We start from the raw sequence: 23,365 nt of genomic DNA on the forward strand, positions 1-23,365 counted from the left end.
TAAACTGGTGCAACTATGAGCACCAGCGTCACCCGCCCCGCCTCCATCGACCTGTCGGCGCCCACCGTGATCAACGCGTCCACGGCCGCCGTCGACGAGCGCGGGCGCACCCGGACCTACGAGGTGCGCACGTTCGGCTGCCAGATGAACGTGCACGACTCCGAACGACTGAGCGGGTCGCTGGAGGCCGCGGGGTATGTTCCGGCGCAGGGGGCAGAGGCCGACATCGTGGTCATCAACACCTGCGCCGTTCGCGAGAACGCCGACAACAAGCTGTACGGCAACCTGGGCCACCTCGCCGCCGTGAAGAAGCGTCACCCGGGTATGCAGATCGCCGTCGGCGGATGCCTCGCCCAGAAAGACAAAAGCACGATCCTGGCCAAGGCGCCCTGGGTCGACGTCGTCTTCGGCACGCACAACATGGGCGCGCTGCCGAGCCTGCTGGAGCGCGCACGGCACAACGACGAAGCCCAGGTCGAGATCCTCGAGGCGCTCGAGACGTTCCCGTCGACCCTGCCCACCAAGCGGGACTCGAGCTACAGCGGCTGGGTGTCCATCTCCGTCGGCTGCAACAACACCTGCACGTTCTGCATCGTGCCGTCGCTCCGAGGCAAGGAGAAAGACCGCCGCCCCGGCGACATCCTCGCCGAGATCCAGGCACTCGTCGATGACGGCGCCGTCGAGGTCACCCTGCTCGGGCAGAACGTCAACTCCTACGGGGTGGAGTTCGGCGACCGGCTGGCCTTCGGGAAGCTGCTGCGAGCAGCAGGCACCATCCCGGGCCTGGAGCGCATCCGCTTCACCAGCCCGCACCCGGCCGCGTTCACCGACGACGTCATCGACGCCATGGCCGAGACGCCCGCCGTCATGCCGCAGCTGCACATGCCCCTGCAGTCGGGCTCCGACCGGATCCTGAAGGCCATGCGCCGCTCGTACCGCTCGGCGAAGTTCCTCGGCATCCTCGAGCGCGTGCGGGCCCAGATGCCGGACGCGGCGATCAGCACCGACATCATCGTGGGATTCCCGGGGGAAACCGAGGAGGACTTCCAGGAGACGCTCCGCGTCGTCGAGGCGGCCCGGTTCGCCACCGCCTTCACCTTCCAGTACTCCATCCGTCCGGGGACCCCGGCGGCCACGCTGCCCGACCAGGTGCCGAAGGCGGTGGTGCAGGAACGCTACGAGCGACTGCAGGCCCTCCAGGACCGCATCTCCTGGGAAGAGAACCAGAAGATCATCGGCCGAGAGGTCGAACTGCTCGTGGCCAACGGCGAGGGCCGCAAAGACGCAGACACGCACCGCATGAGCGGCCGCGCCGCAGACAGCAGGCTCGTGCACTTCGACGTTCCTGACGGTTCCCCGGTGCCCCGGCCCGGCGACATGGTCACGGTCACCGTGACGCAGGCGGCGCCCTTCCACCTGATCGCCGACTCCGTCGACGGCTCACCCCTCCGCATCCGTCGCACCAGCGCCGGCGACGCGTGGGACCGCGCCCAGGCCGAGTCCTGCGCGGTGCCGGCGGGCGGGACGCCGGTGTCCCTCGGCCTGCCGTCCCTGCGCCTGCGAAGCGGTGCCACGACCATCCCGATCTACGACGTGACCGACGGCCAGCGCTGAGTCCGTGCTCGTCGTCATCGTCGGCCCGACCGGAACGGGCAAGTCCGACCTGTCGCTGGACGTCGCCACCAGGCTCCGTGAGGCCGGGCGCGCGGCGGAGATCGTCAACGCCGACGCCATGCAGCTCTACCGCGGCATGGACATCGGCACGGCCAAGGTGCCCCTGCAGCACCGGCGCGGCGTTCCGCACCACATGCTCGACGTGCTGGAGGTGCAGGACGAGGCCACCGTCGCCCGGTACCAGCCCCAGGCGCGAGCGGCCATCGAGGACATCAGGGGCAGGGGAGCGGTCCCCATCCTCGTCGGCGGCTCAGGACTCTACGTCTCCTCGGTCATCTACGACTTCCGCTTCCCCGGCACCGACTCCGCCGTGCGGGCACGGCTCGAGGCGGACCTGAAGCGGCGGGGACCCGGCGAGCTGTACCGCACGCTGGCCTCGATCGATCCGGTCGCAGCGGACCGCATCGGCGCCAGCAACGGGCGACGACTCGTTCGCGCCCTCGAAGTCGTCGAGATCACCGGGGAACCGCACGCCGCCTCCCTGCCGGACACCCCCGTGCCCTGGACCGACACCCTGACGATCGGCCTTCGGGCCCCGCGCGACGAGCTCACCCCGCGGCTCGACGAGCGCGTGACGCGCATGTGGGCGGATGGCCTCGTCGACGAGGTGGCCCGGCTGGTGCCGCTCGGCATCGAATCCGGCGTCACCGCCAGCCGGGCGATCGGCTACGCCCAGGCCCTCGGTCAGCTGAGCGGCAGGCTCGCCGAGCCCGACGCGATCACGCAGACGCAGCAGCTCACGCGCCGGTACGCGAGGCGGCAAGTTAGTTGGTTCAAGCGGTATCCGGGCGCGCACTGGCTGGACTACCAGGACCCCGACCGAGTCGACCGGGCCCTCGCTCTCATGGGCGGATTGTAAGCTGACCCGGTGGGCATCCAGTTGAACTTCACCAAGGGACAGGGCACCGGGAACGACTTCGTGCTGTTCGCCGACCCGGACGGCCAACGGACGCTCTCACCCGAGCAGATCCGCGCGGTGTGCGACCGGCGCTTCGGCGTCGGGGCCGACGGCATCATCCGCGCCGTTCGCTCGGCCAACCTGCCCGACGGTGCATCCGCCCTCGCCGAGGACGCCGCCGCCGAATGGTTCATGGACTACTGGAACGCCGACGGCACCCCCTCCGAGATGTGCGGCAACGGCATCCGGGTGTACGCCCGGTTCCTCATCGAGCAGGGCCTTGCCGCGCTGGACCACGGCGACACCCTCGTCATCGGCACCCGCGGCGGCGTCCGCGACGTGCAGCGCACCGGAACCGGCTACCAGGTGGACCTCGGGCGTTGGCGGCTCGACGACGGTGAGACGCTGGTCCGGGCGAAGAACCTCCCCGTCGCCCGGCCCGGGCTCGGCATCAACGTCGGCAACCCGCACGTGGTCGTCGCGCTGGCCGATACCGACGAGCTCGACGCCGCCGACCTGACCTTCGTCCCGCAGCTCGAGCCCGCCCCGCCCGCAGGCGCGAACGTCGAGCTGGTCGTGCCCCACGATCCGCTGGTCGTCGACGGGGTGGGCCGGATCCGCATGCGCGTCCACGAACGCGGCAGCGGGGAGACGCTCTCCTGCGGCACGGGGGCCGCCGCGGCAGCGCTGGCCACGCGGCACTGGGCGGGCCCTGCGGCCCCGAACCAGTGGCGGGTCGAGGTCCCCGGCGGCAGCCTCGGGGTGCGGATGTTCCCCGCCGAGGACGGCGAGCATGTCGGCCTGTCCGGCCCGGCGGAACTCGTCTTCGACGGCGTGCTCAGTCTCGACTGAGGCCCGCGCCGGGCGCCTTCGGCTCGTGTCGCCGAACACGCAGCACCCGGAACCCCTTCTTGGTCGCGGCGCGGCTGACCCCGAACCCGTCGTCCAGAACCGACTCCAGCCAGCGCTGCAGCGAGTCGGCGCCCAGATTGCGCTGCACGACGAGCCACGCATCAGAGCCGGCGGACAACCGCGGCAGCCACGTGCGCATCAGGGAATGCAGCTCCTCCTTGCCGACCCGGATCGGCGGGTTGGACCAGATCCCACGGAACCGGACGTCGTCGGGAACATCCTTGGCCAGCACGGCGTTCACGTTGCCGAGGCCGAGCCGCGCGGCGTTCCGCCGAACGAGGTCGAGTGCACGCTCGTTGACGTCGACCGCCCAGACGGTGGCGTGGGGCGCGGCCAGCGCCAGGTGCAGGCTGATCGGTCCCCAGCCGCAGCCGAGGTCGAGGAAGTCTCCACTCGGCGGCGGCTCCGGGACGTTGTCCAGGAGCACCTGCGTGCCGGTGTCGATGTGGTCCGGGCTGAAGATGCCGTTCGCGGTCGTCAGCGCATAGGCGTGGCCCGCGATGGTGATGCTGATCTCCCGCAGCTTCAGTTCACTCTCGGGTGCCGCGGAGAAATAGTGATCGGAAGCCATAGAGGGAATTTATCCGAGTTGGAGGAACTAGGGTTAAAGCAATGATCGAACCAACCGCGCCCGAGGGCGACGACGTCGTGGCGCGGGTGTTGGCCAGCGCCGACTCCCGTGCGTCAGGGTATGCGCTCTTCGGCGGACCGGCCGCCGCACTGCAGCCCGCATCCGGCCCCGCACACCGCCGTCCGCCGGACGCCGGGCACGACGGTGAACAGTTCGACCTCGACGACCGCAACGCGCTTCGACGCGTCGCCGGCCTCTCCACCGAGCTGCAGGACGTCACCGAGGTCGAGTACCGGCAACTCCGGCTCGAGAACGTCATCCTGATCGGCGTGTATTCGCAGGGCACCGCGACGGATGCCGAGAACTCGCTCCGGGAGCTGGCCGCGCTGGCGGAGACCGCCGGCGCCACGGTGCTCGACGGACTCCTGCAGCGGCGCCCGCACCCCGACCCCAGCACGTACCTCGGCAAGGGCAAGGCCGCGGAGCTCGCCGGCCTGGTACAGGCGCTCGGCGCCGACACCGTCGTCGCCGACACGGAACTGGCCCCGAGCCAGCGGCGTGCCCTCGAAGACGTCGTGAAGGTGAAGGTCATCGACCGCACCGCCGTCATCCTCGACATCTTCAGCCAGCACGCCAAGAGCCGTGAGGGCAAGGCGCAGGTCGAACTCGCGCAGCTCGAATACCTTCTCCCACGCCTGCGCGGCTGGGGCGAATCCATGTCCCGCCAGGCCGGTGGCCAGGTCGGCGGGGCGGGAGCCGGCATGGGCTCCCGCGGCCCCGGTGAGACGAAGATCGAGCTGGACCGCCGCCGCATCCACACCCGCATGGCGAAGCTGCGCAAGCAGATCGCCGAGATGAAGCCGGCACGCGAGGCGAAGCGGGCCAACCGGCGGCGCAACGCCGTGCCGTCGGTCGCGATCGCCGGCTACACGAACGCCGGCAAGTCGAGCCTGCTCAACCGCATCACGAAGGCCGGCGTGCTGGTGGAGAACGCCCTGTTCGCCACCCTCGACGCCACGGTGCGGAAGTCGGCGACCGACGACGGCCGCCTGTACACGCTCACCGACACGGTCGGATTCGTCCGCAACCTGCCGCACCAGCTGGTCGAAGCCTTCCGGTCCACGCTGGAAGAGGTCGCGGACTCGGACGTCATCGTGCACGTCGTGGACGGATCGCACCCGGACCCGGGCAGCCAGCTCGCCACCGTGCGCGATGTCATCGGCGAGGTCGGCGCCCGCGGCATCCCCGAGATCGTGGTCTTCAACAAGAGCGACCTCATCGCCGACGACGACCGCCTGGTGTTGCGAGGACTCGAGCCCCGGGCCATCTTCGCCTCAGCGCGCACCGGGGAGGGCATCGATGAGCTGCTGGCGGTCATCGCCGAACTGCTGCCCAGCCCCCGCATCGAGCTGGACCTGCTGGTGCCCTACGAGCGCGGCGACCTCATCGCGGCGCTCCACGAGCAGGGGAAGGTCCTCTCCACCGAGTACGCCGAAACGGGCACGCTCGTGACCGCCCTCGTCACCGAGGCGATCGAGGCGCAGTTCGCCGACTTCGTGATCACCGGCGGCCGCGACTAGAAGCGCCGGCCGGGTCGACTACGGGGCCGGAACACCCGGGCGGGGACCGTGACGAGCGGACTTCGTGCCTTCGTTGCGCCGGGAAAGGTGCGTTCTCCGCGAGTCACCGGGGGAATGGGCGGATCTTCGCGTGAGTTGCGGAGAACGCGGCGCGGCCTGAACGGTGCCGGTCCCCGGGCTGTCGGTGTGGCGGCGCGGTGAGGCTACGAGCCCGCTGCGGAACGGGGTTCTTGTCCAGTGTCCCGTCCGGCCGGCCCGGCTACACCGCGCGCAGTACGGAGACGACCTTGCCGAGGATCTCCGCGTAGTCGCCGACGATCGGTTCGAAGTTGGTGTTGCGGGGGAGCAGCCAGGTGTGCCCGTCGCGCTGGCGGAACACCTTCACCGTCGCCTCATTGTCGAGCATGGCGGCCACGATCTCGCCGTTCTCCGCCGTCTTCTGCGCACGCACCACGACCCAGTCGCCGTCGAGGATCGCCGCGTCGATCATCGATTCCCCGACGACCTTGAGCATGAACAGCTCTCCCTTGCCCACGATTTGGCGGGGGAGAGGGAAGACCTCGTCGATCTGCTGCTCCGCGGTGATCGGGATGCCGGCGGCGATGCGCCCGACGAGGGGCACCATGGCGGCGTCACCGATCTGCGCGCCCGTCTGGAAGCGCTCCGGGTCGCTCTCGGCGTCGTCGGTCACCGTCGTCGGTAGTTCGATGAGCACCTCGAGGGCGCGCGGCCGGTTGGGGTCCCGGCGCAGGTAGCCGCTCAGCTGCAGCTGGTTGAGCTGGTGGGTGACGCTGGAGAGGGAGGCCAGGCCCACGGCGTCGCCGATCTCGCGCATGCTCGGCGGATAGCCGCGCTGGGAGACCGACCGCTGGATGAAATCGAGGATCTGGCGTTGCTTCTCGCTCAGGCTCTTGCGCCGCCTCGTGCGTCGCTTCTCGCCCCCGCGCGTGCCATCCGCTGATCCCGTGTCCGCCTGCGCCATCTCTCGCCCCTCTGCTCCCGCTCCGCGCCGGCCTGGCGCCGCACTGTTCCGCGGCGGCCGGGGGAATGTCGGTGGTGTCTGATTGTCTTCAACCGGACACTCGAAACTGTATCCCTCGCACCACGCGCAGGCAAACGTTTCTTCGAGCAAGTCGCAATCGGTTTTGCAGAAAAGCCGGTTCTGCTCTTGATTGTTCGAAAACTAGTAGGTATGTTCGGAACAGAAGTTCTAGCCGCTCGGAGGAGCGTTCGAGCTTCGTCGTTGATCAGGAGGTTCGACATGAACGCATCGACCCAGGCGCCCGCACAGGCAGCACCGGCCACCCGGCTGCGCCTGACCCGGCGTGGCCGCATCGTCTTCACCGCGATGGCCGCACTGCCGCTGGCTGCAGGCGCCCTCGCGCTCGCCGTGAACGGCGGCGTCGCCGCCGCAGGGGAGCGCGGGCCGGGGCAGTCCTTCGAGTACCTGACCATCGCTGCGGGCCAGTCCCTCTGGCAGGTCGCCGAAGACGTCGCTCCCACCGACGACCCCCGCGACGTCATCGCTGCGATCGTCGACCTGAACCGCCTCACGAGCGAGGCCGTGCAACCGGGGCAGCGCATCGCGCTCCCGGCGGGATTGGAGCAGCACGCCGGTACGATTGACGGGTGACCAGCCTCGACGACCTCCCCCTCCGCAGCGACCTCCGCGGATTGAGCCCCTACGGCGCTCCCCAGAAGCGAGTGCCGGTCGCGCTGAACGTCAACGAGAACTCCCACCCCATCCCGGAGCCGGTCGCCCACGACATCGTGGCGTCGCTCGCCCGGGCCGTGCTCTCCCTCAACCGCTACCCCGACCGGGAGTTCACCGGCCTGCGCGGTGCCCTCGCACAGTACCTCGGGCACGGCCTGCGCGCCGAGAACATCTGGGCGGCGAACGGCTCCAACGAAGTCCTCCAGCAGGTGCTGCAGGCCTTCGGCGGCCCCGGGCGTTCCCTCCTCGGGTTCGTCCCCACCTACTCGATGTACCCGATCCTCGCCTCCGGCACCGGCACGCGATGGATCGCCGGCACCCGCGACGCGGACTTCGAACTCTCGCCCGCCACCGCGGCGGAACAGGTCCGCCGGGCGAAGGCCGACATCGTCTTCCTCTGCGCTCCCAACAACCCCACGGGCACCCCGCTGTCGCTCGAGACCATCACGGCTGTGTACGACGCCACCGACGGGATCGTCATCGTCGACGAGGCCTACGCGGAGTTCGCCCCCGACGGCGCACCGACGGCGCTCACCCTGCTGCCGGGCCGACCCCGGCTCGCCGTCTCCCGCACGATGAGCAAGGCCTTCGCCTTCGCGGGCGCGCGCGTCGGCTACCTCGCGGCCGACCCCGTCTTCACCGACGCCCTGCGCCTGGTGCGGCTGCCGTATCACCTGTCCGCGCTGACGCAGGCGGCAGCGGTGGCGGCGCTCGCACACACCGCCGAGATGCTCGCGATGGTCGACGACATCCGCGGGCAGCGCGATCGCATCGAACAGGAGCTGCCGGGACTCGGCTACCGGCCTTACCGCAGCGGCAGCAACTTCGTGCTCTTCGGCGGCGTCGACGACCCGCAGGCCACATTCGAGGCCCTGCTGGCCGAGGGCGTGCTGATCCGTGACGTCGGCATCCCCGGCCACCTCCGGGTGAGCGCCGGAACGGAAGCCGAGACCAGTGCCTTCCTCGGCGCGCTCGCCCGGGTCGGCCGCGCCGGTTCTGTGGCCGCGCCGGGCGGCGCCGGCGAGGCGAATAAGCTGGTGCCATGAGCACTCCCGCAACGGATCCCGGCGCTCGCGTCGCCCACGTGAGGCGCGAGACCAGTGAGTCGAGCATCGACCTCAGCCTGAACCTCGACGGCTCCGGTGTCATCGACGTCGACACGTCCGTGCCGTTCTTCGACCACCTCCTGACCGCCTTCGCCAAGCACTCGCTCACCGACCTGACCGTGCGCGCGCGCGGCGACGTCGAGATCGACGTGCACCACACCGTCGAAGACGTCGGCATCGTCCTCGGCCAGGCGATCCGCAGCGCCCTCGGCGACAAGTCCGGCATCTCGCGCTACGGCGACGCGCTCGTGCCCCTCGATGAGGCGCTCGTGCAGGCGGTCGTCGACATTTCCGGGCGCCCGTACCTCGTGCACCGGGGCGAACCCGACGGCTTTGAGTTCCACCTCATCGGCGGCCACTTCACCGGGTCCATGGTGCGCCACCTGTTCGAGGCCATCGCCTACAACGCAGCACTCACCGTGCACGTGACCGTGGTCGGCGGCCGCGACCCGCACCACATCGCGGAGGCCGAGTTCAAGGCGTTCGCCCGGGCATTCCGGCAGGCCAAGGCCCTCGACCCGCTGGTCACCGGCGTGCCGTCCACCAAGGGCGCCCTGTGACCAACGTCGTCGTCCTCGACTACGGCACCGGCAACATCCACTCGGCCGTCAAGGCCCTCGAGCTCGCCGGCGCCGACGTCACGCTGACCGGCGACCGCCGGAAGGCGCTGGAGGCGGACGGACTCGTCGTGCCCGGCGTGGGCTCGTTCAGCGCCGTGATGCAGGCGCTCACCGCGGTTCACGGCGATGACGTCATCGACCGCCGCCTGGCCGGCGACCGCCCCGTGCTCGGCATCTGCGTGGGCATGCAGGTCATGTTCGAGCGCGGCGTTGAGCGCGGCACCGACGCGGCGGGGCTCGGGGAGTGGCCCGGCACCGTCACTGAGCTTCGCGCGCCGATCCTCCCGCACATGGGCTGGAACACGGTCGCACCGGATCCCCGCTCCGTGCTTTTCCGGGGGCTCGAGGATGAGCGCTTCTACTTCGTGCACTCCTACGCGGCGCAGGAGTGGACCCTCGACGTGATCCCGCCGTTCCCGGAGCCGCGCCTCACCTGGGCGGAACACGGTGTGCCCTTCCTCGCTGCCGTCGAGAACGGCCCGCTCTCGGCGACACAGTTCCACCCGGAGAAATCGGGCGAGGCCGGAATCCGGCTGCTGGCGAATTGGCTGGATTCGCTTCACGAGTAGTATCGAGTGTTTGTCACGGCCGGAAGGCCGGCGCCCTACCGATCAAGGACAATCATGAGCGAGTTCAACAACACCCCGCGGCTGGTACTGTTCCCGGCCGTCGACGTCGCCGGAGGCAAGGCCGTGCGCCTGACCCAGGGGGCTGTCGGCACCGAGACCAGCTATGGGGACCCGGTCGACGCCGCCGAGGACTGGGCGGCGCAGGGCGCCGAGTGGATCCACCTCGTCGACCTCGATGCGGCGTTCGGCCGGGGCAACAACACCGGTGTGCTCAAGAAGGTCATCCGGCAGGTGCGCGGGGTCAACGTCGAACTCTCCGGGGGCATCCGCGACGATGCCTCCCTGGAGGCGGCGCTCGGCACGGGCGTGAAGCGCATCAACCTCGGTACGGCTGCCCTGGAGAACCCGGAGTGGGCCGCGAGCGTCATCGCCCGCTACGGGGAGACCATCGCCGTGGGACTGGACGTACGCGGGACCACCCTCGCCGCCCGGGGCTGGACGCGCGACGGCGGGGACCTCTGGCAGGTGATGGACCGCCTGGAGGACGCCGGCTGCGCGCGGTACGTGGTGACCGACGTCACCAAGGACGGCACGCTGCAGGGACCGAACCTCGATCTGCTCCGCCAGGTGATGGAACGCACCCGCCGCCCGGTCGTCGCCTCGGGCGGCATCTCGAGCCTCGACGACCTCGTCGCGTTGCGGGAGCTCGTTCCGCTCGGCCTCGAAGGCGCGATCGTGGGCAAGGCCCTCTACACGGGCGCGTTCACGCTCGCCGAGGCGCTGGATGTCTCCGGCTCGTAACCTCGGCTCCAGCGGCGACAAGCCCGGGGGCGCGGCCGACTCGGCCGGGCAACCGTGGGCGGGGCGCGCGTTCGACCCCAACCCGAGCACCGACGACGACGGCGCCGCCTCGCCACAGCTGCGCGAGGCGCTCGACCGCTTCCGCAACCGTGACGCCGGAGAGGAGACGGTCGTCGACGCGGTGCGCACCGCCCGGCTGCTCATCCCCCTGGTCGCCGAACTGGGCGAGGGCGGAGAGGGTGACCACGGGCTCGCGATCGACAAGAGCCAGGAGCTCTCCATCATCACCGTCGCCGGGCCCGACGGGCGCCGCGTCCTTCCCGTGTTCTCCTCGGCCGAGGCGATGGCGTCCTGGGATGCCGCCGCGCGCCCGGTGCCCGCGGACGGCGTGCGGGTGGCATTGGCCGCCGCCCAGGACAACACCGACCTCGTCATCCTCGACCCGACCTCGGAGCGCGAGTTCCTCATCCGTCGCCCCGCACTCTGGGCCATCGCGCAATCGGCGCCCTGGACGCCGAGCTATGCGAGCCGAACGGTTGCGCGGGCGTTCGAGGAGTCGATCGGCACGGAATTGTCGGTTCTCGGCGTCTCCCTGGCGGCGGGGGACCCGGACGCGCGCATGGCGGGACCCGAACTCGTCGTGCGTCTCGAGCTCGTCACGGGCCTCACGCAGGCAGAACTGGACGCGACGCTGTCGCGGCTCGCCGCGCGCTGGTCGGCGAACGACGCCATCGCCACGGGGGTCGACTCGCTTCGGGTTCAGCTGGTCGGCTCCGCACCCGTTTAGCAGCACGACCGGCACGCGTCAACCAGTTGACAGAAATTGCTGCCTCACGAATGATAATAGAGAGAGAACGGTTACTCTCTTTCCTGATAGCCGCGTGACGACGAACTGCTGCGACTGCGGCGGGAAGACTGGTGCCATCCGTGACGGAGTCCCTCATGGCCGAACCCGAGCATGGCCTCCTTCAGGGTCGGTACCGGCTCGAGGATGCGATCGGCCACGGCGGAATGGCGACGGTGTACCGCGCCCGCGACGAACAACTCGGCCGCGACGTCGCGGTCAAGCTGTTCGAGACCAGCACGGCCGACCCCGCCGAGCTGAAACGACAGGAGAACGAGCTCACCGTGCTCGCCCGCCTGAGCCACCACAACGTGGTGACACTGCTCGATGCCGGCGTCGACCACACCCTCATGGATCAGCCGCACCTCTACCTGGTCATGGAGCTGCTCCACGGCGCCGACCTCAAGAAGACCCTGGCCGCCGGGCCGCTCTCGACCCGGCAGGCCGCCGAGATCGGATACGACCTCGCCCAGGGGCTTGAGTACATCCACGACCTCGGCGTGGTGCACCGGGACATCAAGCCCGCCAACATTCTGATCGCCGATTACAACAACTCGGATCACCGGCGCCATGCGAAGCTGAGCGACTTCGGCATCGCGGTCGGGGAGGACGACGCCCTGCTCACACAGGACGGCGCCACGACCGGCACGGCGGCGTACCTGAGCCCCGAGCAGGCGCTCGGGAAGTCCATCGGCGCACCGAGCGACGTGTACTCCCTCGGCCTCGTGCTCCTCGAATGCCTCACCGGCCAGCTCGCCTTCCCCGGCGAGCCCGTTCAGTCGGCGCTCGCGCGGCTGCAACACGACCCCGAGGTCCCCGAGTGGATCGCGCCCGGCATGCGCGAACTCCTGATCGCGATGACGAGCCGGAACGCGGATGAACGGCCGCACATCCGGGAGGTGATCCTCTCGTTGCGCCAGGTGATCATCGCCGACGCCGGACGGCACAAGGAGGTCGACCCCGACCTGCTGCCGCATAACGAGCTCGCCCGCATGGATGCCGTCGGCCGGTACGACCTGCTCGACACACCGCCGGATGGCGCCTTCGATCGCATCACCGCGCTGGCCGCACGCGTGTTCTCGGTGCCCATTGCGATCGTGAGCGTCGTCGACCACGACCGCATCTGGTTCAAGTCGCACCACGGCACCGAGGTGGGGCAGATCGGGAGGGACGGCGGGCTCTGCGCTTCCGCGATCCTGTCCAACGAGCCCTGGATCGTGGAACAGGCCAGGAACGATCCTCGCGCCCTGGCCAATCCGCTGGTCGCCGGAGAGCTCGGCCTGCAGTTCTACGCCGGCGTTCCGCTGCGCACGAGCGATGGTTTCAACCTCGGCACGCTGTGCGTGCTCGACGTCGAACCCCGCACAGTGAGCCAGGACGAGATCGAGACCCTCCGCGACCTGGCCGACATGGTCATGCGGGAACTCGAGATGCGACTCGAGTCCCGTCGCCTGCAGGCGTCCCCCGCGCTGGTCACCGAGGCGGTGCCCGCCCTGTCGTAGGGCTCACAGACCGGGCGCCGGTTCGGTCGATCCGCCGCCCGGGGTGAGGATGGTGGTATGAGCGCGGTGTTGCAACGGTTCTCGCCGGCGACCAGGACCTGGTTCGCCGAGGCCTTCGCCGCGCCCACCGCAGCGCAGCTCGGCGCGTGGGACGCCATCTCCCGGCGATCGCACGCTCTCGTGATCGCGCCCACCGGGTCGGGCAAGACCCTCGCCGCCTTCCTGTGGGCGATCGACCGACTCGCGACAGCGGATGCCGCGGCCGCCTCGCATCCACCGGCCCCCGGCACGCGGGTGCTCTACATCTCCCCGCTCAAGGCGCTCGGCGTCGACGTGGAGCGCAATCTCCGCACGCCCCTCGTGGGGATCACCCAGACCGCCCGGCGGCTGGGGGAGGAGCCGCCCGACGTCACGGTCGGCGTGCGCTCCGGGGACACGCCGGCGGCCGACCGCCGGGCGCTGGCCAAGGACCCACCCGACATCCTGATCACCACGCCGGAATCGCTGTTCCTCATGCTCACCTCCGCCGCGCGGGAGACGCTTCGCACGGTCGACACCGTCATCATCGACGAGATCCACTCCGTCGCGGCCACCAAGCGCGGCGCCCACCTCGCCCTGTCGCTCGAGCGGCTCGACGCACTCCTGCCCGCGCCCGCGCAGCGCATCGGGCTGTCCGCCACCGTGCGCCCGCACGAGGAGATCGCGCGGTTCCTCGGCGGGCAGGCCCCGGTCGAGGTGGTCGCCCCGCCGGCGCACAAACGCTTCGACCTGCGCGTCCTCGTGCCCGTCGAAGACATGAGCGACCTCGGCTCCCCGCCGCCCCGCGAGGGATCCGCGGCGGCCACCGCGCCGCAGGCCGGCTCGATCTGGCCACACGTCGAAGAGGCGATCGTCGACGAGGTGCTGGCGCGAACCTCCACGATCGTGTTTGCGAACTCGCGCCGGCTCGCCGAGCGGCTGACGGCGCGGATCAACGAGATCTACGCCGAACGGCAGGAGGCGCTCGCGACCGCCCCGCTGGTCGCCGCCGAGGTCGGGCGGCCCGGCATGCAGCCTCCCGCCCAGCTGATGGGGGCCTCCGGCCAGTCGAGCGGCGCCGGCCAGGACGGCGAGGGACCGATCCTCGCCCGCGCCCACCACGGCTCCGTCAGCAAGGACCAGCGGGCCATGATCGAGGACGACCTGAAGTCCGGGCGGCTGCGCTGCGTCGTCGCCACCTCCAGCCTGGAGCTGGGCATCGACATGGGCGACGTCGACCTGGTGGTGCAGGTGGAGTCGCCGCCGTCGGTCGCGAGCGGTCTGCAGCGGCTCGGCCGCGCCGGGCACCAGGTCGGCGAGGTCTCCCGCGGCGTGATCTTCCCCAAGCACCGTGCCGACCTCATCCACGCCACGGTCGCCGCCGAGCGGATGGTGGACGGGCTCATCGAGACGCTGTCGGTGCCCACCAACCCGCTCGACATCCTCGCCCAGCAGACCGTCGCCGCGGTGGCGCTGGAACCCATCGACGCGGAGGAGTGGCTCGCCCAGGTGCGCCGCAGCGCCCCGTTCGCCACCCTGCCCCGCTCGGCGTACGAGGCGACGCTCGACCTGCTCTCCGGCCGGTACCCGTCTGACCAGTTCGCCGAGCTCCGGCCGCGCATCGTCTGGGACCGCGACAGCGGCATCCTCACCGGGCGCCCGGGCGCGCAGCGCCTCGCCGTCACGAGCGGCGGCACGATCCCCGACCGCGGACTCTTCGGCGTGTTCATGGTCGGCGGCGAGTCCGCCACCGGCAAGCGGGTCGGCGAGCTCGACGAGGAGATGGTCTACGAGTCGCGCGTCGGCGACGTCTTCGCACTCGGCGCCACCAGCTGGCGCATCCAGGACATCACCCACGACCGCGTCCTCGTCGTGCCCGCCTTCGGCGAACCGGGCCGCCTGCCGTTCTGGAAGGGCGACGGCATCGGCCGGCCGGCCGAACTCGGCCGGGCGATCGGCGCCTTCCTGCGCGAGCTCTCGGCCGGGTCAGCGCCCGAGGCACTCCAGCGGCTGGAGGCCATCGGCCTTGACGAGCGAGCCGCCCGCAACCTCCTCGCCTTCCTCGCCGAGCAGCGCCAGGCCACCAAGTACCTGCCCACCGACCAGACGCTCGTCGTCGAACGGTTCCGCGACGAGCTGGGGGACTGGCGCGTGGTGCTGCATTCCCCGTTCGGCATGCGGGTGCATTCGCCGTGGGCCCTTGCCGTCGGCGCGCGGGTGCGCGAGCGCTTCGGCATCGACGGCGGCGCGGTCGCAAGCGACGACGGCATCGTGGTGCGGATCCCGGACATGGGCGCCGAACCGCCGGGTGCCGACCTCTTCCTGTTCGAGCCGGCCGAACTCGAACAGGTCGTCACCGACGAGGTCGGCGGCAGCGCACTGTTCGCGTCCCGCTTCCGCGAGTGCGCGGCGCGCGCCCTGCTTCTGCCCAAGTACAAGCCGGGCTCCCGGTCCCCGCTGTGGCAGCAACGGCAGAAGGCGGCGCAACTGCTCGACGTCGCCCGCACCTTCCCGACCTTCCCGATCATCCTCGAGACCATCCGCGAGTGCCTCCAGGACGTGTACGACCTGCCCGCGCTCACCGCCATCGCCACGCAGATCGCGGCCCGCGGCATCCGCGTGGTCGAGACGACGACGGATGCCGCCAGCCCGTTCGCGTCGACGCTGCTGTTCGGCTACGTGGCCGCGTTCATGTACGAGGGCGACTCGCCGCTCGCCGAGCGCCGGGCGAGCGCCCTGGCCATCGACTCCAGCCTGCTGGCCGAACTGCTCGGCCGGGTGGAGCTCCGCGAGCTCCTCGACCCGATGGTGCTCGAGCGCACCCACCGCGAGCTGCAGCGGTTGGACGACGACCGCAAGGCGCGGGGCGTCGAGGGAGTGGCCGACCTCATCCGGGGCCTCGGGCCCCTGGGCGCCGCGGAGGTCGCCGCCCGGCTCGTCCCGGAGCCCGCGGCGCCGGGTTCCGACCCGGCCGACGCAGCCGACGCAGCTGAGACGCACCTACGCGCCCTGGTCGGCGCGAAACGCGCCATCGAGGTCACCATCGCCGGCCAGCCGCGCTTCGCGGCCGTCGAGGACGCCGGCCGGCTCCGCGACGCGCTCGGCACGCCGCTGCCGCCCGGCGTTCCCGCCGCCTTCCGGGAATCGGTGCGTGACCCGCTCGGCGACCTCGTCAGCCGCTTCGCCCGCACCCGCGGCCCATTCACGGCCGCGGATGTCGCCGACCGCTTCGGCCTCGGCGTCTCCGTCGCGCAGTCGGCTCTTGGCCGCCTCGCCGACGCCCGCCGCGTCGTCGCCGGTGAATTCCGCCCGCACGCCAGCGGCCCGGAGTGGTGCGACGCCGATGTGCTGCGTCGCCTGCGCCGGCGCTCGCTCGCGGCGCTCCGCCACGAGGTCGAGCCGGTCGACCAGCAGACCGTGGCCCGGTTCCTGCCCGCCTGGCAGCATGTCGGCGGGGCGCTGCGCGGCGTCGACGGCGTCGCATCCGTCATCGAACAACTGGAAGGGTCACGCATCCCCGCCTCAGCGTGGGAGTCGCTCGTCCTGCCCGCCCGCGTGCGCGACTACTCACCGGCGATGCTCGACGAACTCACCGCCACCGGCGAGGTGGTCTGGGCCGGCTCCGGCGCGCTGCCCGGCAACGACGGCTGGATCAGCCTGCATCTGGCCGACACGGCGCCGCTCACGCTCCCGCCCCTGCCCGACCTCACCGCCACACTGTTGCAACAGGAGATCCTCGCCACCCTCGGCGGCGGGGGCGGCTACTTCTTCCGGCAGCTCTCCGACGCCGTCGGCAGCCAGGACGACGCTGCGCTCGCCACCGACCTCTGGGAACTCGTCTGGGCCGGCCTCGTCGGCAACGACACCTTCGCGCCCGTGCGGGCGCTCCTGTCCGGCGGCCGCACCGCCCACCAGACCGCGCGGTCGCCGCAACGCAGCAGGATGCACCGCGGCCGGTCCCTGCCGCGTCCGACGCTGCCCACCCGGGGCGGGGTTCCGACCGTGGCCGGGCGGTGGTCGGTGCTGCCGCTCCCGGACGCCTCGGCGACCCGCCGCGCCCACGCCCTCGGCGAGACGCTGCTGGAACGGTACGGCGTCGTCACCCGCGGCTCCGTCGTCGCCGAGGGCGTGGTGGGCGGTTTCGCCCTCGCCTACCGCACCCTGTCGGGCTTCGAGGAGACCGGCCGCTGCCGCCGCGGCTATTTCGTGGAGGGCCTCGGTGCCGCCCAGTTCGCGACGGGCGGCACCATCGACCGGCTGCGCTCGTTCACGAGCGACGACACCGACGACGCCGCAGCCCCGTCGGCGATCGCCCTCGCCGCCACGGACCCCGCGAACGCCTATGGGGCGGCGCTGGCCTGGCCCGCGCTCCCCGACGGCACCGCGCACCGGCCGGGCCGCAAGGCGGGAGCCCTGGTGGTGCTGGCCGACGGCGCACTCGTGCTCTACGTCGAACGCGGCGGCAAGTCGGTGATCGCCTTCACCGGCGACACCGCTCTGCTGGGCGCCGCTGCCCAGTCCGTCGGTGCGCTCATCCGGGGCGGGGCGTTGCGCAAACTCAGCGTCGAGACCGTCAACGGATCCTTCATCATCGGCACACTCCTCGGCGACGCCCTGCAGGCGGCCGGCTTCCAGGCGGTGCCGCAGGGCCTGCGGATGCGGAGCTGACCCGTGCCTGAAGGCGACACCGTCTACCTCACCGCCAGAAACCTCGACGCCGCGCTCGCCGGGCACGAGCTCACCCGATGCGACATCCGGGTGCCCGCCTTCGCGACGGTGGATCTGACCGGCGGGATCGTCGAGCGCGTGGACAGCCGCGGGAAGCACCTGCTGATGCGGATCGGGGCGGCGACCATCCACTCGCACCTCAAGATGGAGGGGGCGTGGCACCTGTACCGGCGGGGCTCCGCCTGGCGGCGCCCCGCCTTCCAGGCGCGGGCGGTGCTGGAGACCGCCGACTGGGCCGCCGTGGGGTTCTCGCTCGGGCTGCTGGAGGTGCTGCCGACCGCGACCGTCGACGATGAGCTGTCCTACCTCGGGCCCGACCTGCTCGGCGCCGATTGGGACGCCGCCGAAGCGGTGAGGCGGGTGGCCGCCGTCCCCGGTCGCCCCATCGCCGTCGCGCTCGCCGACCAGGGCAATCTCGCCGGGCTCGGCAACGAGTACGTCAACGAGCTGTGCTTCCTGCGCGGGCTCCTGCCGACCCGCCCGGTGGGGGAGGTGCCCGACCTGCCGGGCCTGATCGCGCTCGCCAAACGTCTCATCACCGCGAACCGCGAACGCGTGCGCACCACGACCGGCGACACGCGGCCGGGGCAGCGCAGCTGGGTGTTCTCGCGCGCCGAACTGCCCTGCCGGCGTTGCGGAACGGCCATTCGTCGTGGCCTGCTCGGCCGCAACGAACTCGAGCAGCGCATCACCTATTGGTGCCCGCACTGCCAGACCTGAACCCGCCCGAACGGGTTCAGGCCGCGTCGGCTACTGGCTCTCGGGGGAGATCAGCGGCACAGCGCTGTCGTCGCCCCCGTCGGTGCCATCGCCTTCGTCGTTGTCCTCGGCGAACCCGTTCGAGTTGCCCTGGAGGCCGTCGACCAGCCCGTTGGTCTGGTCGAACGTGTGACCTGCGTCGCCCAGGCTGCCGAGGTTCTGCTCGTCGGGCTCAGCCGCCTGGCCAGCGCCGCCCGACACGTCTTCGTTACCCGTTGCGTGACTCATACCGCCAGCCTACGCAGCACACGGAATTGGTCAACGGGTCAGGGAAAACGAGTCAGTTGACCGGACCGGTGAACTTCTCGCCCGGGCCCTTGCCGATGGGGTCGGGGATGGGGGAGGCCTCGCGGAACGCCAGCTGCAGGGAGCGCAGGCCGTCCCGGAGGCTCCGCGCGTGCATGTCCGAGATGTCAGGCGCGGATGCCGTCACCAGGCCGGCGAGGGCCGTGATCAGCTTGCGGGCCTCGTCGAGATCCATCTGCGCCTCGGGGTCGTCGGCCAGGCCGCACTTGACCGCCGCCGCGCTCATCAGGTGCACGCAGGCGGTCGTGATGATCTCCACGGCCTGCACGTCGGCGATGTCCCTGGCGGCCTGCGAAGACGCGTCCTCGGCACCCGGCGTTGTATTGTCGCTCACTGTCATCCTCTGCTAGACTTGGCCAGGCTCCGGGGCCCTGCCCCGGTACGAAAGTGGAGAATCTCCCACCCGCGTTTGACCGCTTCATCAAGGTTACCGGGTTGTTTACACTCCGCCGTCGCGACGCTGGAGACAGCAAAGCGAGGGTAGACAGGGTGTCGTGTTGTGTGGTCCGTGATGCATGTCGTGGGCCGCGACACACGTGGTTCTCCTCGCTTCGTCACCAGGCGGCATCCGTCACCTGGTTGGGCCAGCGAAGTTTGAGTAGAGGAGCCACGCATCAGCGAACCCCGTACCAATGACCGTATCCGCGTCCCCGAAGTACGTCTTGTCGGCCCCAGTGGCGAGCAGGTCGGGGTCGTGTCGATCGACGTCGCCCTGCGGCTGGCGCAGGAGGCGGACCTCGACCTGGTCGAAGTCGCCCCCAACTCCAAGCCGCCGGTCGCCAAGATCATGGACTACGGCAAGTTCAAGTACGAGGCTGCGCAGAAGGCCAAGGAGGCCCGGCGCAACCAGGCGAACACGATCCTCAAGGAGGTTCGTTTCCGCCTCAAGATCGACAAGCACGACTACGAGACCAAGCGCAAGCGCGCCGAGGGGTTCTTGAAGGGCGGCGACAAGGTCAAAGCGATGATCCTGTTCCGCGGTCGTGAGCAGTCCCGCCCCGACCAGGGCGTGCGCCTGCTGCAGAGATTTGCCGAGGATGTCGCGGAGTTCGGTTCTGTGGAATCGAACCCCACCATCGACGGTCGAAACATGGTCATGGTCATTGGCCCCCTGAAGAACAAATCAGAGGTCAAGGGCGAGGCCAACGCTCATCGTGCTGCCGACAAGGCAGCCAAACAGGAGGAAAAGAATGCCTAAGCAGAAGACCCACTCCGGGGCCAAGAAGCGCTTCAAAGTGACCGGCACCGGCAAGATCATGAAGCAGCAGGCCGGCATGCGCCACAACCTGGAGGTCAAGGCGTCCAAGCGCAAGGCTCGCCTGAACCAGGACCAGGTCCTGTCCGCGGCCGACAGCAAGGTCGCCAAGAAGCTTCTCGGTCGCTAGACCCCGTACCCCGTAAGGAACTAAGAAAATGGCAAGAGTAAAGAGGGCCGTCAACGCCCACAAGAAGCGTCGCGTCATCCTCGAACGCGCCGAGGGCTACCGCGGCCAGCGTTCGCGCCTGTACCGCAAGGCCAAGGAGCAGGTCACCCACTCGCTGGTCTACAGCTACCGTGACCGTCGTGCCCGCAAGGGTGACTTCCGCCGCCTGTGGATCCAGCGCATCAACGCCGCCTCGCGTGCGAACGGCCTCACCTACAACCGCCTGATCCAGGGCCTCGGCCTCGCCGGTGTCGGCGTCGACCGCCGCATCCTGGCCGACCTGGCCGTCAACGAGCCCGCCACCTTCGCGGCCCTCGTCGAGACCGCCCGGGCCGCGCTGCCCGCCGACACGTCCGCCCCCAAGGCGGCCGCGTAACCCTTCGCGCCTCGAACGGGAGCCCGTCGACCCCTGGTCGCCGGGCTCCCGTTCCGCCGTTAACCCCGCGGCAGTGCCCCCCCCGCCGCCCTTCCCGCCCTTCCCGCCGTGCTCACTCCGCCGGTGCGGGCAATGTGCCGTCTCCCGGCGCGCGAGGCGGCGGAAAGCCCGCACTCGCGCGGGCGAGCCCTCCGCGAGTGCGGGGAAAACGCCGCCGCCAGGCCCAATGGACGGCGGAAGCGCACACTCGCGAGAAGGCGGTGTGCGGCCTAAGTAGGCTAGGGCGCATGCTCGAGAACCCCCGCTCCGCCCAGGTCCGTGCCGTCGCCAACCTCGCGAAGCGGTCCGCCCGCGACGACTCGGGCGTCTTCCTCCTCGAGGGGCCGCAGGCCGTCCGGGAGGCGCTCACCTTCCGTCCGGAGCTCGTGCTCGAGCTGTTCGCGACACCGACCGCCCTCGAACGTCACCCGGGCATCGGCGAGCAGGCGGATGCCGCGGGCGTCGAGGTCGAGTTCGTCACCGAGCAGGTGCTGGACGCCATGGCCGACACGGTGACCCCGCAGGGCTTCGTCGCGGTCTGCCGGCAGTTCCCGGTGTCGGTGAAGGAGATCTTCGCCTCCGCTCCACGTCTCATCGCCATCCTCGAGGAGGTGCGGGACCCCGGCAACGCCGGCACCATCATCCGGGCAGCGGATGCCGCGGGCGCCGATGCGGTGATCCTGAGCGGCCGCAGCGTCGACCTGTACAACCCCAAGGTCGTGCGGTCATCGACCGGCTCGATCTTCCACGTTCCCGTCGCGGTGCAAGCGACCCTCGACGACGTTCAGGGCCGCGCCCGCCAGGCCGGCCTGCAGCTGCTCGCCGCCGACATCAAGGGCGACGACCTGCTTTCCGCGCGCACCCGGGGCGTGCTCGCCGGCCCGACCGCGTGGCTGTTCGGGAACGAGGCGCGGGGCCTCACCGACGAGCACCTCGCGCTGGCGGATGCCGCGATCAGCGTGCCCATCTACGGCAAGGCCGAATCGATGAACCTGGCGACCGCGGCATCCGTCTGCCTCTACGAAAGCGCCTTCGCCCAGCGCTCCTGACGAGCAGAAAAAATCGATCACGAAAAGATAAATGTGCCCGTTCCGGTGCAGAAAATGCCCGGCGGCTGCTCTAGGTTGGAAAGCATGCAGCCTACAGACCCGACACCGGCTACGTCGAACATCAACGTGCGCCGGGGCGAACCACTGGTCGTCGTCGATGACGTCAACAAGCACTACGGGGACCTGCACGTCCTGAAGGACATCAACGCCGTGGTGAACCGGGGCGAGGTCGTCGTGGTCATCGGCCCGTCCGGCTCGGGCAAGTCCACGCTCTGCCGCGCGATCAACCGGCTGGAGACCATCGACTCCGGTGTCATCAGCATCGACGGCAAGGAACTGCCCGCCGAGGGCAAGGCCCTCGCGAAGCTGCGCGCCGACGTGGGCATGGTGTTCCAGTCGTTCAACCTCTTCGCGCACAAGACCGTACTGGAGAACGTCACGCTCGGGCCGATCAAGGTGCGCGGCATGTCGCGCAAGGACGCCGAGACCAAGGCGATGGAGCTTCTCGAGCGCGTCGGTGTCGCGAACCAGGCGAAGAAACTGCCGGCCCAGCTCTCTGGCGGTCAGCAGCAGCGCGTAGCCATCGCGCGCGCCCTGGCCATGAACCCCAAGGTGATCCTGCTCGACGAGCCCACCAGCGCCCTCGACCCTGAGATGATCAACGAGGTGCTCGAGGCCATGATCGACCTCGCCAACGACGGCATGACCATGGTCGTCGTCACCCATGAGATGGGGTTCGCCCGCAAGGCAGCCGACCGGGTCATCTTCATGGCCGACGGCGAGATCATCGAGGAAGCCACCCCGGAGCAGTTCTTCACCAATCCGCAGAGCTCGCGGGCGAAGGACTTCCTCTCCAAGCTCATCACCCACTAGCTCAACGCGCTCGTAGTCCTGCGAGTCACAACCCGGGGTGCACACGCCCCGACCAAGAAAGGGAAATCACATGCGCAAGAGAATGAGCCTCCTCGGGGCGGCGGCGGTCATCGCGATCGCCCTCACCGGGTGCTCCGGTGCCAACCCAGGCGGCGACAGCGGTTCCAGCGGCGGCTCCGGTGACGGCTCGGGCAGCAACGCGCCGTACGAGGTCGCGAGCAGCGTCGACCTCGAGGGCAGCCCGACCTATGACGCGATGAAGAAGCGCGGCAACGTCATCATCGGCGTGAAGGAAGACCAGCCCGGACTCGGCTACATGGACGCGGCCACCGGTAAGCGCACCGGCTTCGACGTCGAGATCGCCAAGTGGATCGCAGCGTCGCTCGGATTCGGCGAGGACAAGATCGAGTTCAAGGCCATCCCGAGCGCCAACCGCGAGTCGGCCATCGTGAACGGCGACATCGACTACTACGTCGGCACCTACTCCATCACCGACAAGCGCAAGCAGCAGGTCGACTTCGCCGGCCCGTACTTCGTGACCGGCCAGGGCCTGCTCGTGAAGAAGGACAACACCGACATCACGAGCGAGAAGGACCTCGCCGGCAAGAAGGTCTGCTCCGCGACCGGCTCCACGCCGATCCAGAACATCAAGGAGAACTTCCCCGACACGAAGACGGTGGAGTTCGACACCTACTCGCAGTGCGTGGAGGCGCTCAAGGACGGCCAGGTCGACGCTGTCACGACGGATGCCGCCATCCTCATCGGCTACGCGGCGCAGGAGCCGGACGCACTCAAGGTGGTCGGCGAGCCGTTCACCGTCGAGAAGTACGGCGTCGGCCTGCCCAAGGGCGACGACGCGCTCCGTAAGTTCATCAACGACCTGTTCACCAACGGTGGCGACACCTGGCAGGCCATCTACGACGAGACGCTCGGACAGTCCGGCACCAAGGTCGAACAGCCCAAGGTCGAAGCGTACTGAACCGAATGAGGGTGGGGGCGTCC

General features: G+C 70.2%; 23 protein-coding genes. 19 read left to right on the plus strand and 4 right to left on the minus strand.

The features are described 5' to 3' along the window. The first annotated feature begins 15 nt into the window (after positions 1-15). The 3 genes from miaB to dapF are packed head-to-tail and all read left to right on the plus strand — an operon-like array spanning position 16 to position 3,424. Positions 16-1,614 carry a tRNA (N6-isopentenyl adenosine(37)-C2)-methylthiotransferase MiaB gene (gene miaB, locus EEJ31_RS07755; RefSeq protein ID WP_123045735.1) on the plus strand — a complete coding sequence of 533 codons (1,599 nt, stop codon included), beginning with the start codon at positions 16-18 and terminating at the stop codon, positions 1,612-1,614. A 4-nt stretch (positions 1,615-1,618) separates the two neighbouring features. Next, positions 1,619-2,533 carry a tRNA (adenosine(37)-N6)-dimethylallyltransferase MiaA gene (gene miaA, locus EEJ31_RS07760; RefSeq protein ID WP_123045736.1) on the plus strand — a complete coding sequence of 305 codons (915 nt, stop codon included), beginning with the start codon at positions 1,619-1,621 and terminating at the stop codon, positions 2,531-2,533. 15 nt (positions 2,534-2,548) lie between these two features. Beyond that, on the plus strand, positions 2,549-3,424 hold the full coding sequence (gene dapF, locus EEJ31_RS07765) for a diaminopimelate epimerase (RefSeq protein ID WP_233563797.1): 876 nt from the start codon (positions 2,549-2,551) through the stop codon (positions 3,422-3,424). Here dapF and EEJ31_RS07770 read toward each other — a convergent pair. Beyond that, entirely contained in the window at positions 3,411-4,055 is a 645-nt protein-coding gene (locus EEJ31_RS07770) for a class I SAM-dependent methyltransferase (RefSeq protein WP_123045738.1), read from the minus strand. The two genes, dapF and EEJ31_RS07770, sit on opposite strands and share 14 nt — an antisense overlap. Positions 4,056-4,096: 41 nt before the next feature. Here EEJ31_RS07770 and hflX point away from each other — a divergent pair, with 41 nt between their 5' ends. After that, positions 4,097-5,635 carry a GTPase HflX gene (hflX, locus tag EEJ31_RS07775; RefSeq protein ID WP_123045739.1) on the plus strand — a complete coding sequence of 513 codons (1,539 nt, stop codon included), beginning with the start codon at positions 4,097-4,099 and terminating at the stop codon, positions 5,633-5,635. 259 nt (positions 5,636-5,894) lie between these two features. Here hflX and lexA read toward each other — a convergent pair whose 3' ends face one another. Then, positions 5,895-6,617 carry a transcriptional repressor LexA gene (gene lexA, locus EEJ31_RS07780; protein WP_123045740.1) on the minus strand — a complete coding sequence of 241 codons (723 nt, stop codon included), beginning with the start codon at positions 6,615-6,617 and terminating at the stop codon, positions 5,895-5,897. A 279-nt stretch (positions 6,618-6,896) separates the two neighbouring features. On the opposite strand from lexA, the gene EEJ31_RS07785 reads away from it, so the two are divergent. The 9 genes from EEJ31_RS07785 to EEJ31_RS07825 all read left to right on the plus strand — a co-directional run bounded on the left by EEJ31_RS07785 (position 6,897) and on the right by EEJ31_RS07825 (position 18,257). Beyond that, on the plus strand, positions 6,897-7,268 hold the full coding sequence (locus EEJ31_RS07785; RefSeq protein WP_123045741.1) for a hypothetical protein: 372 nt from the start codon (positions 6,897-6,899) through the stop codon (positions 7,266-7,268). Then, a complete protein-coding gene (locus tag EEJ31_RS07790; RefSeq protein WP_123045742.1) occupies positions 7,265-8,395 on the plus strand; it encodes a histidinol-phosphate transaminase in 1,131 nt (376 codons plus the stop codon). Before EEJ31_RS07785 ends, EEJ31_RS07790 begins: the two co-directional genes overlap by 4 nt. Then, the gene (gene hisB / locus EEJ31_RS07795; RefSeq protein WP_123045743.1) at positions 8,392-9,015 is read left to right on the plus strand and encodes an imidazoleglycerol-phosphate dehydratase HisB; all 624 of its coding nucleotides are present in this window, start codon (positions 8,392-8,394) and stop codon (positions 9,013-9,015) included. The genes EEJ31_RS07790 and hisB overlap by 4 nt, the downstream gene beginning before the upstream one ends. After that, positions 9,012-9,644, plus strand: a complete 633-nt coding sequence (gene hisH / locus EEJ31_RS07800; protein WP_233563794.1) for an imidazole glycerol phosphate synthase subunit HisH — start codon at positions 9,012-9,014, stop codon at positions 9,642-9,644. Before hisB ends, hisH begins: the two co-directional genes overlap by 4 nt. A gap of 54 nt (positions 9,645-9,698) precedes the next feature. Then, on the plus strand, positions 9,699-10,445 hold the full coding sequence (priA, locus tag EEJ31_RS07805; RefSeq protein ID WP_123045745.1) for a bifunctional 1-(5-phosphoribosyl)-5-((5-phosphoribosylamino)methylideneamino)imidazole-4-carboxamide isomerase/phosphoribosylanthranilate isomerase PriA: 747 nt from the start codon (positions 9,699-9,701) through the stop codon (positions 10,443-10,445). Then, a complete protein-coding gene (locus EEJ31_RS07810) occupies positions 10,429-11,232 on the plus strand; it encodes an SseB family protein (RefSeq protein WP_123045746.1) in 804 nt (267 codons plus the stop codon). Before priA ends, EEJ31_RS07810 begins: the two co-directional genes overlap by 17 nt. 140 nt (positions 11,233-11,372) lie before the next feature. Continuing rightward, a complete protein-coding gene (locus EEJ31_RS07815; protein ID WP_233563795.1) occupies positions 11,373-12,791 on the plus strand; it encodes a protein kinase domain-containing protein in 1,419 nt (472 codons plus the stop codon). A 57-nt stretch (positions 12,792-12,848) separates the two neighbouring features. Continuing rightward, positions 12,849-17,477 (plus strand): ATP-dependent helicase, encoded by a 4,629-nt coding sequence (locus EEJ31_RS07820; RefSeq protein WP_123045748.1) that lies wholly within the window; start codon positions 12,849-12,851, stop codon positions 17,475-17,477. Positions 17,478-17,480: 3 nt separating this feature from the next. Continuing rightward, entirely contained in the window at positions 17,481-18,257 is a 777-nt protein-coding gene (locus tag EEJ31_RS07825) for a DNA-formamidopyrimidine glycosylase family protein (RefSeq protein WP_123045749.1), read from the plus strand. A gap of 30 nt (positions 18,258-18,287) precedes the next feature. Here EEJ31_RS07825 and EEJ31_RS07830 read toward each other — a convergent pair whose 3' ends face one another. Beyond that, positions 18,288-18,524, minus strand: coding sequence for a hypothetical protein (locus EEJ31_RS07830; protein ID WP_148040147.1), 237 nt, complete (start codon positions 18,522-18,524; stop codon positions 18,288-18,290). A 52-nt stretch (positions 18,525-18,576) separates the two neighbouring features. Continuing rightward, entirely contained in the window at positions 18,577-18,936 is a 360-nt protein-coding gene (locus EEJ31_RS07835; protein WP_233563796.1) for a DUF1844 domain-containing protein, read from the minus strand. Between the two features lie 279 nt (positions 18,937-19,215). Here EEJ31_RS07835 and infC point away from each other — a divergent pair, with 279 nt between their 5' ends. The 6 genes from infC to EEJ31_RS07865 all read left to right on the plus strand — a co-directional run bounded on the left by infC (position 19,216) and on the right by EEJ31_RS07865 (position 23,342). Then, positions 19,216-19,800: a translation initiation factor IF-3 gene (gene infC, locus EEJ31_RS07840; RefSeq protein ID WP_123045752.1), complete on the plus strand. Its 585-nt coding sequence runs from the start codon at positions 19,216-19,218 to the stop codon at positions 19,798-19,800. Continuing rightward, complete coding sequence (gene rpmI, locus EEJ31_RS07845) at positions 19,793-19,987, plus strand: 50S ribosomal protein L35 (RefSeq protein ID WP_123045753.1); 195 nt, start codon at positions 19,793-19,795, stop codon at positions 19,985-19,987. The genes infC and rpmI overlap by 8 nt, the downstream gene beginning before the upstream one ends. Before the next feature lie 28 nt (positions 19,988-20,015). Continuing rightward, positions 20,016-20,402: a 50S ribosomal protein L20 gene (rplT, locus tag EEJ31_RS07850; RefSeq protein ID WP_123045754.1), complete on the plus strand. Its 387-nt coding sequence runs from the start codon at positions 20,016-20,018 to the stop codon at positions 20,400-20,402. A gap of 287 nt (positions 20,403-20,689) precedes the next feature. Further along, entirely contained in the window at positions 20,690-21,490 is an 801-nt protein-coding gene (locus EEJ31_RS07855) for a TrmH family RNA methyltransferase (RefSeq protein ID WP_123045755.1), read from the plus strand. A gap of 84 nt (positions 21,491-21,574) precedes the next feature. After that, the gene (locus EEJ31_RS07860; RefSeq protein WP_123045756.1) at positions 21,575-22,363 is read left to right on the plus strand and encodes an amino acid ABC transporter ATP-binding protein; all 789 of its coding nucleotides are present in this window, start codon (positions 21,575-21,577) and stop codon (positions 22,361-22,363) included. Positions 22,364-22,433: 70 nt separating this feature from the next. Then, positions 22,434-23,342 carry a glutamate ABC transporter substrate-binding protein gene (locus tag EEJ31_RS07865; RefSeq protein WP_123045757.1) on the plus strand — a complete coding sequence of 303 codons (909 nt, stop codon included), beginning with the start codon at positions 22,434-22,436 and terminating at the stop codon, positions 23,340-23,342. Positions 23,343-23,365 lie beyond the last annotated feature (23 nt).

Origin of the sequence: Cryobacterium tepidiphilum, from assembly GCF_003716325.1 — a bacterium.
In the GTDB taxonomy this organism is placed as follows: Bacteria; Actinomycetota; Actinomycetes; order Actinomycetales; family Microbacteriaceae; genus Cryobacterium; species Cryobacterium tepidiphilum.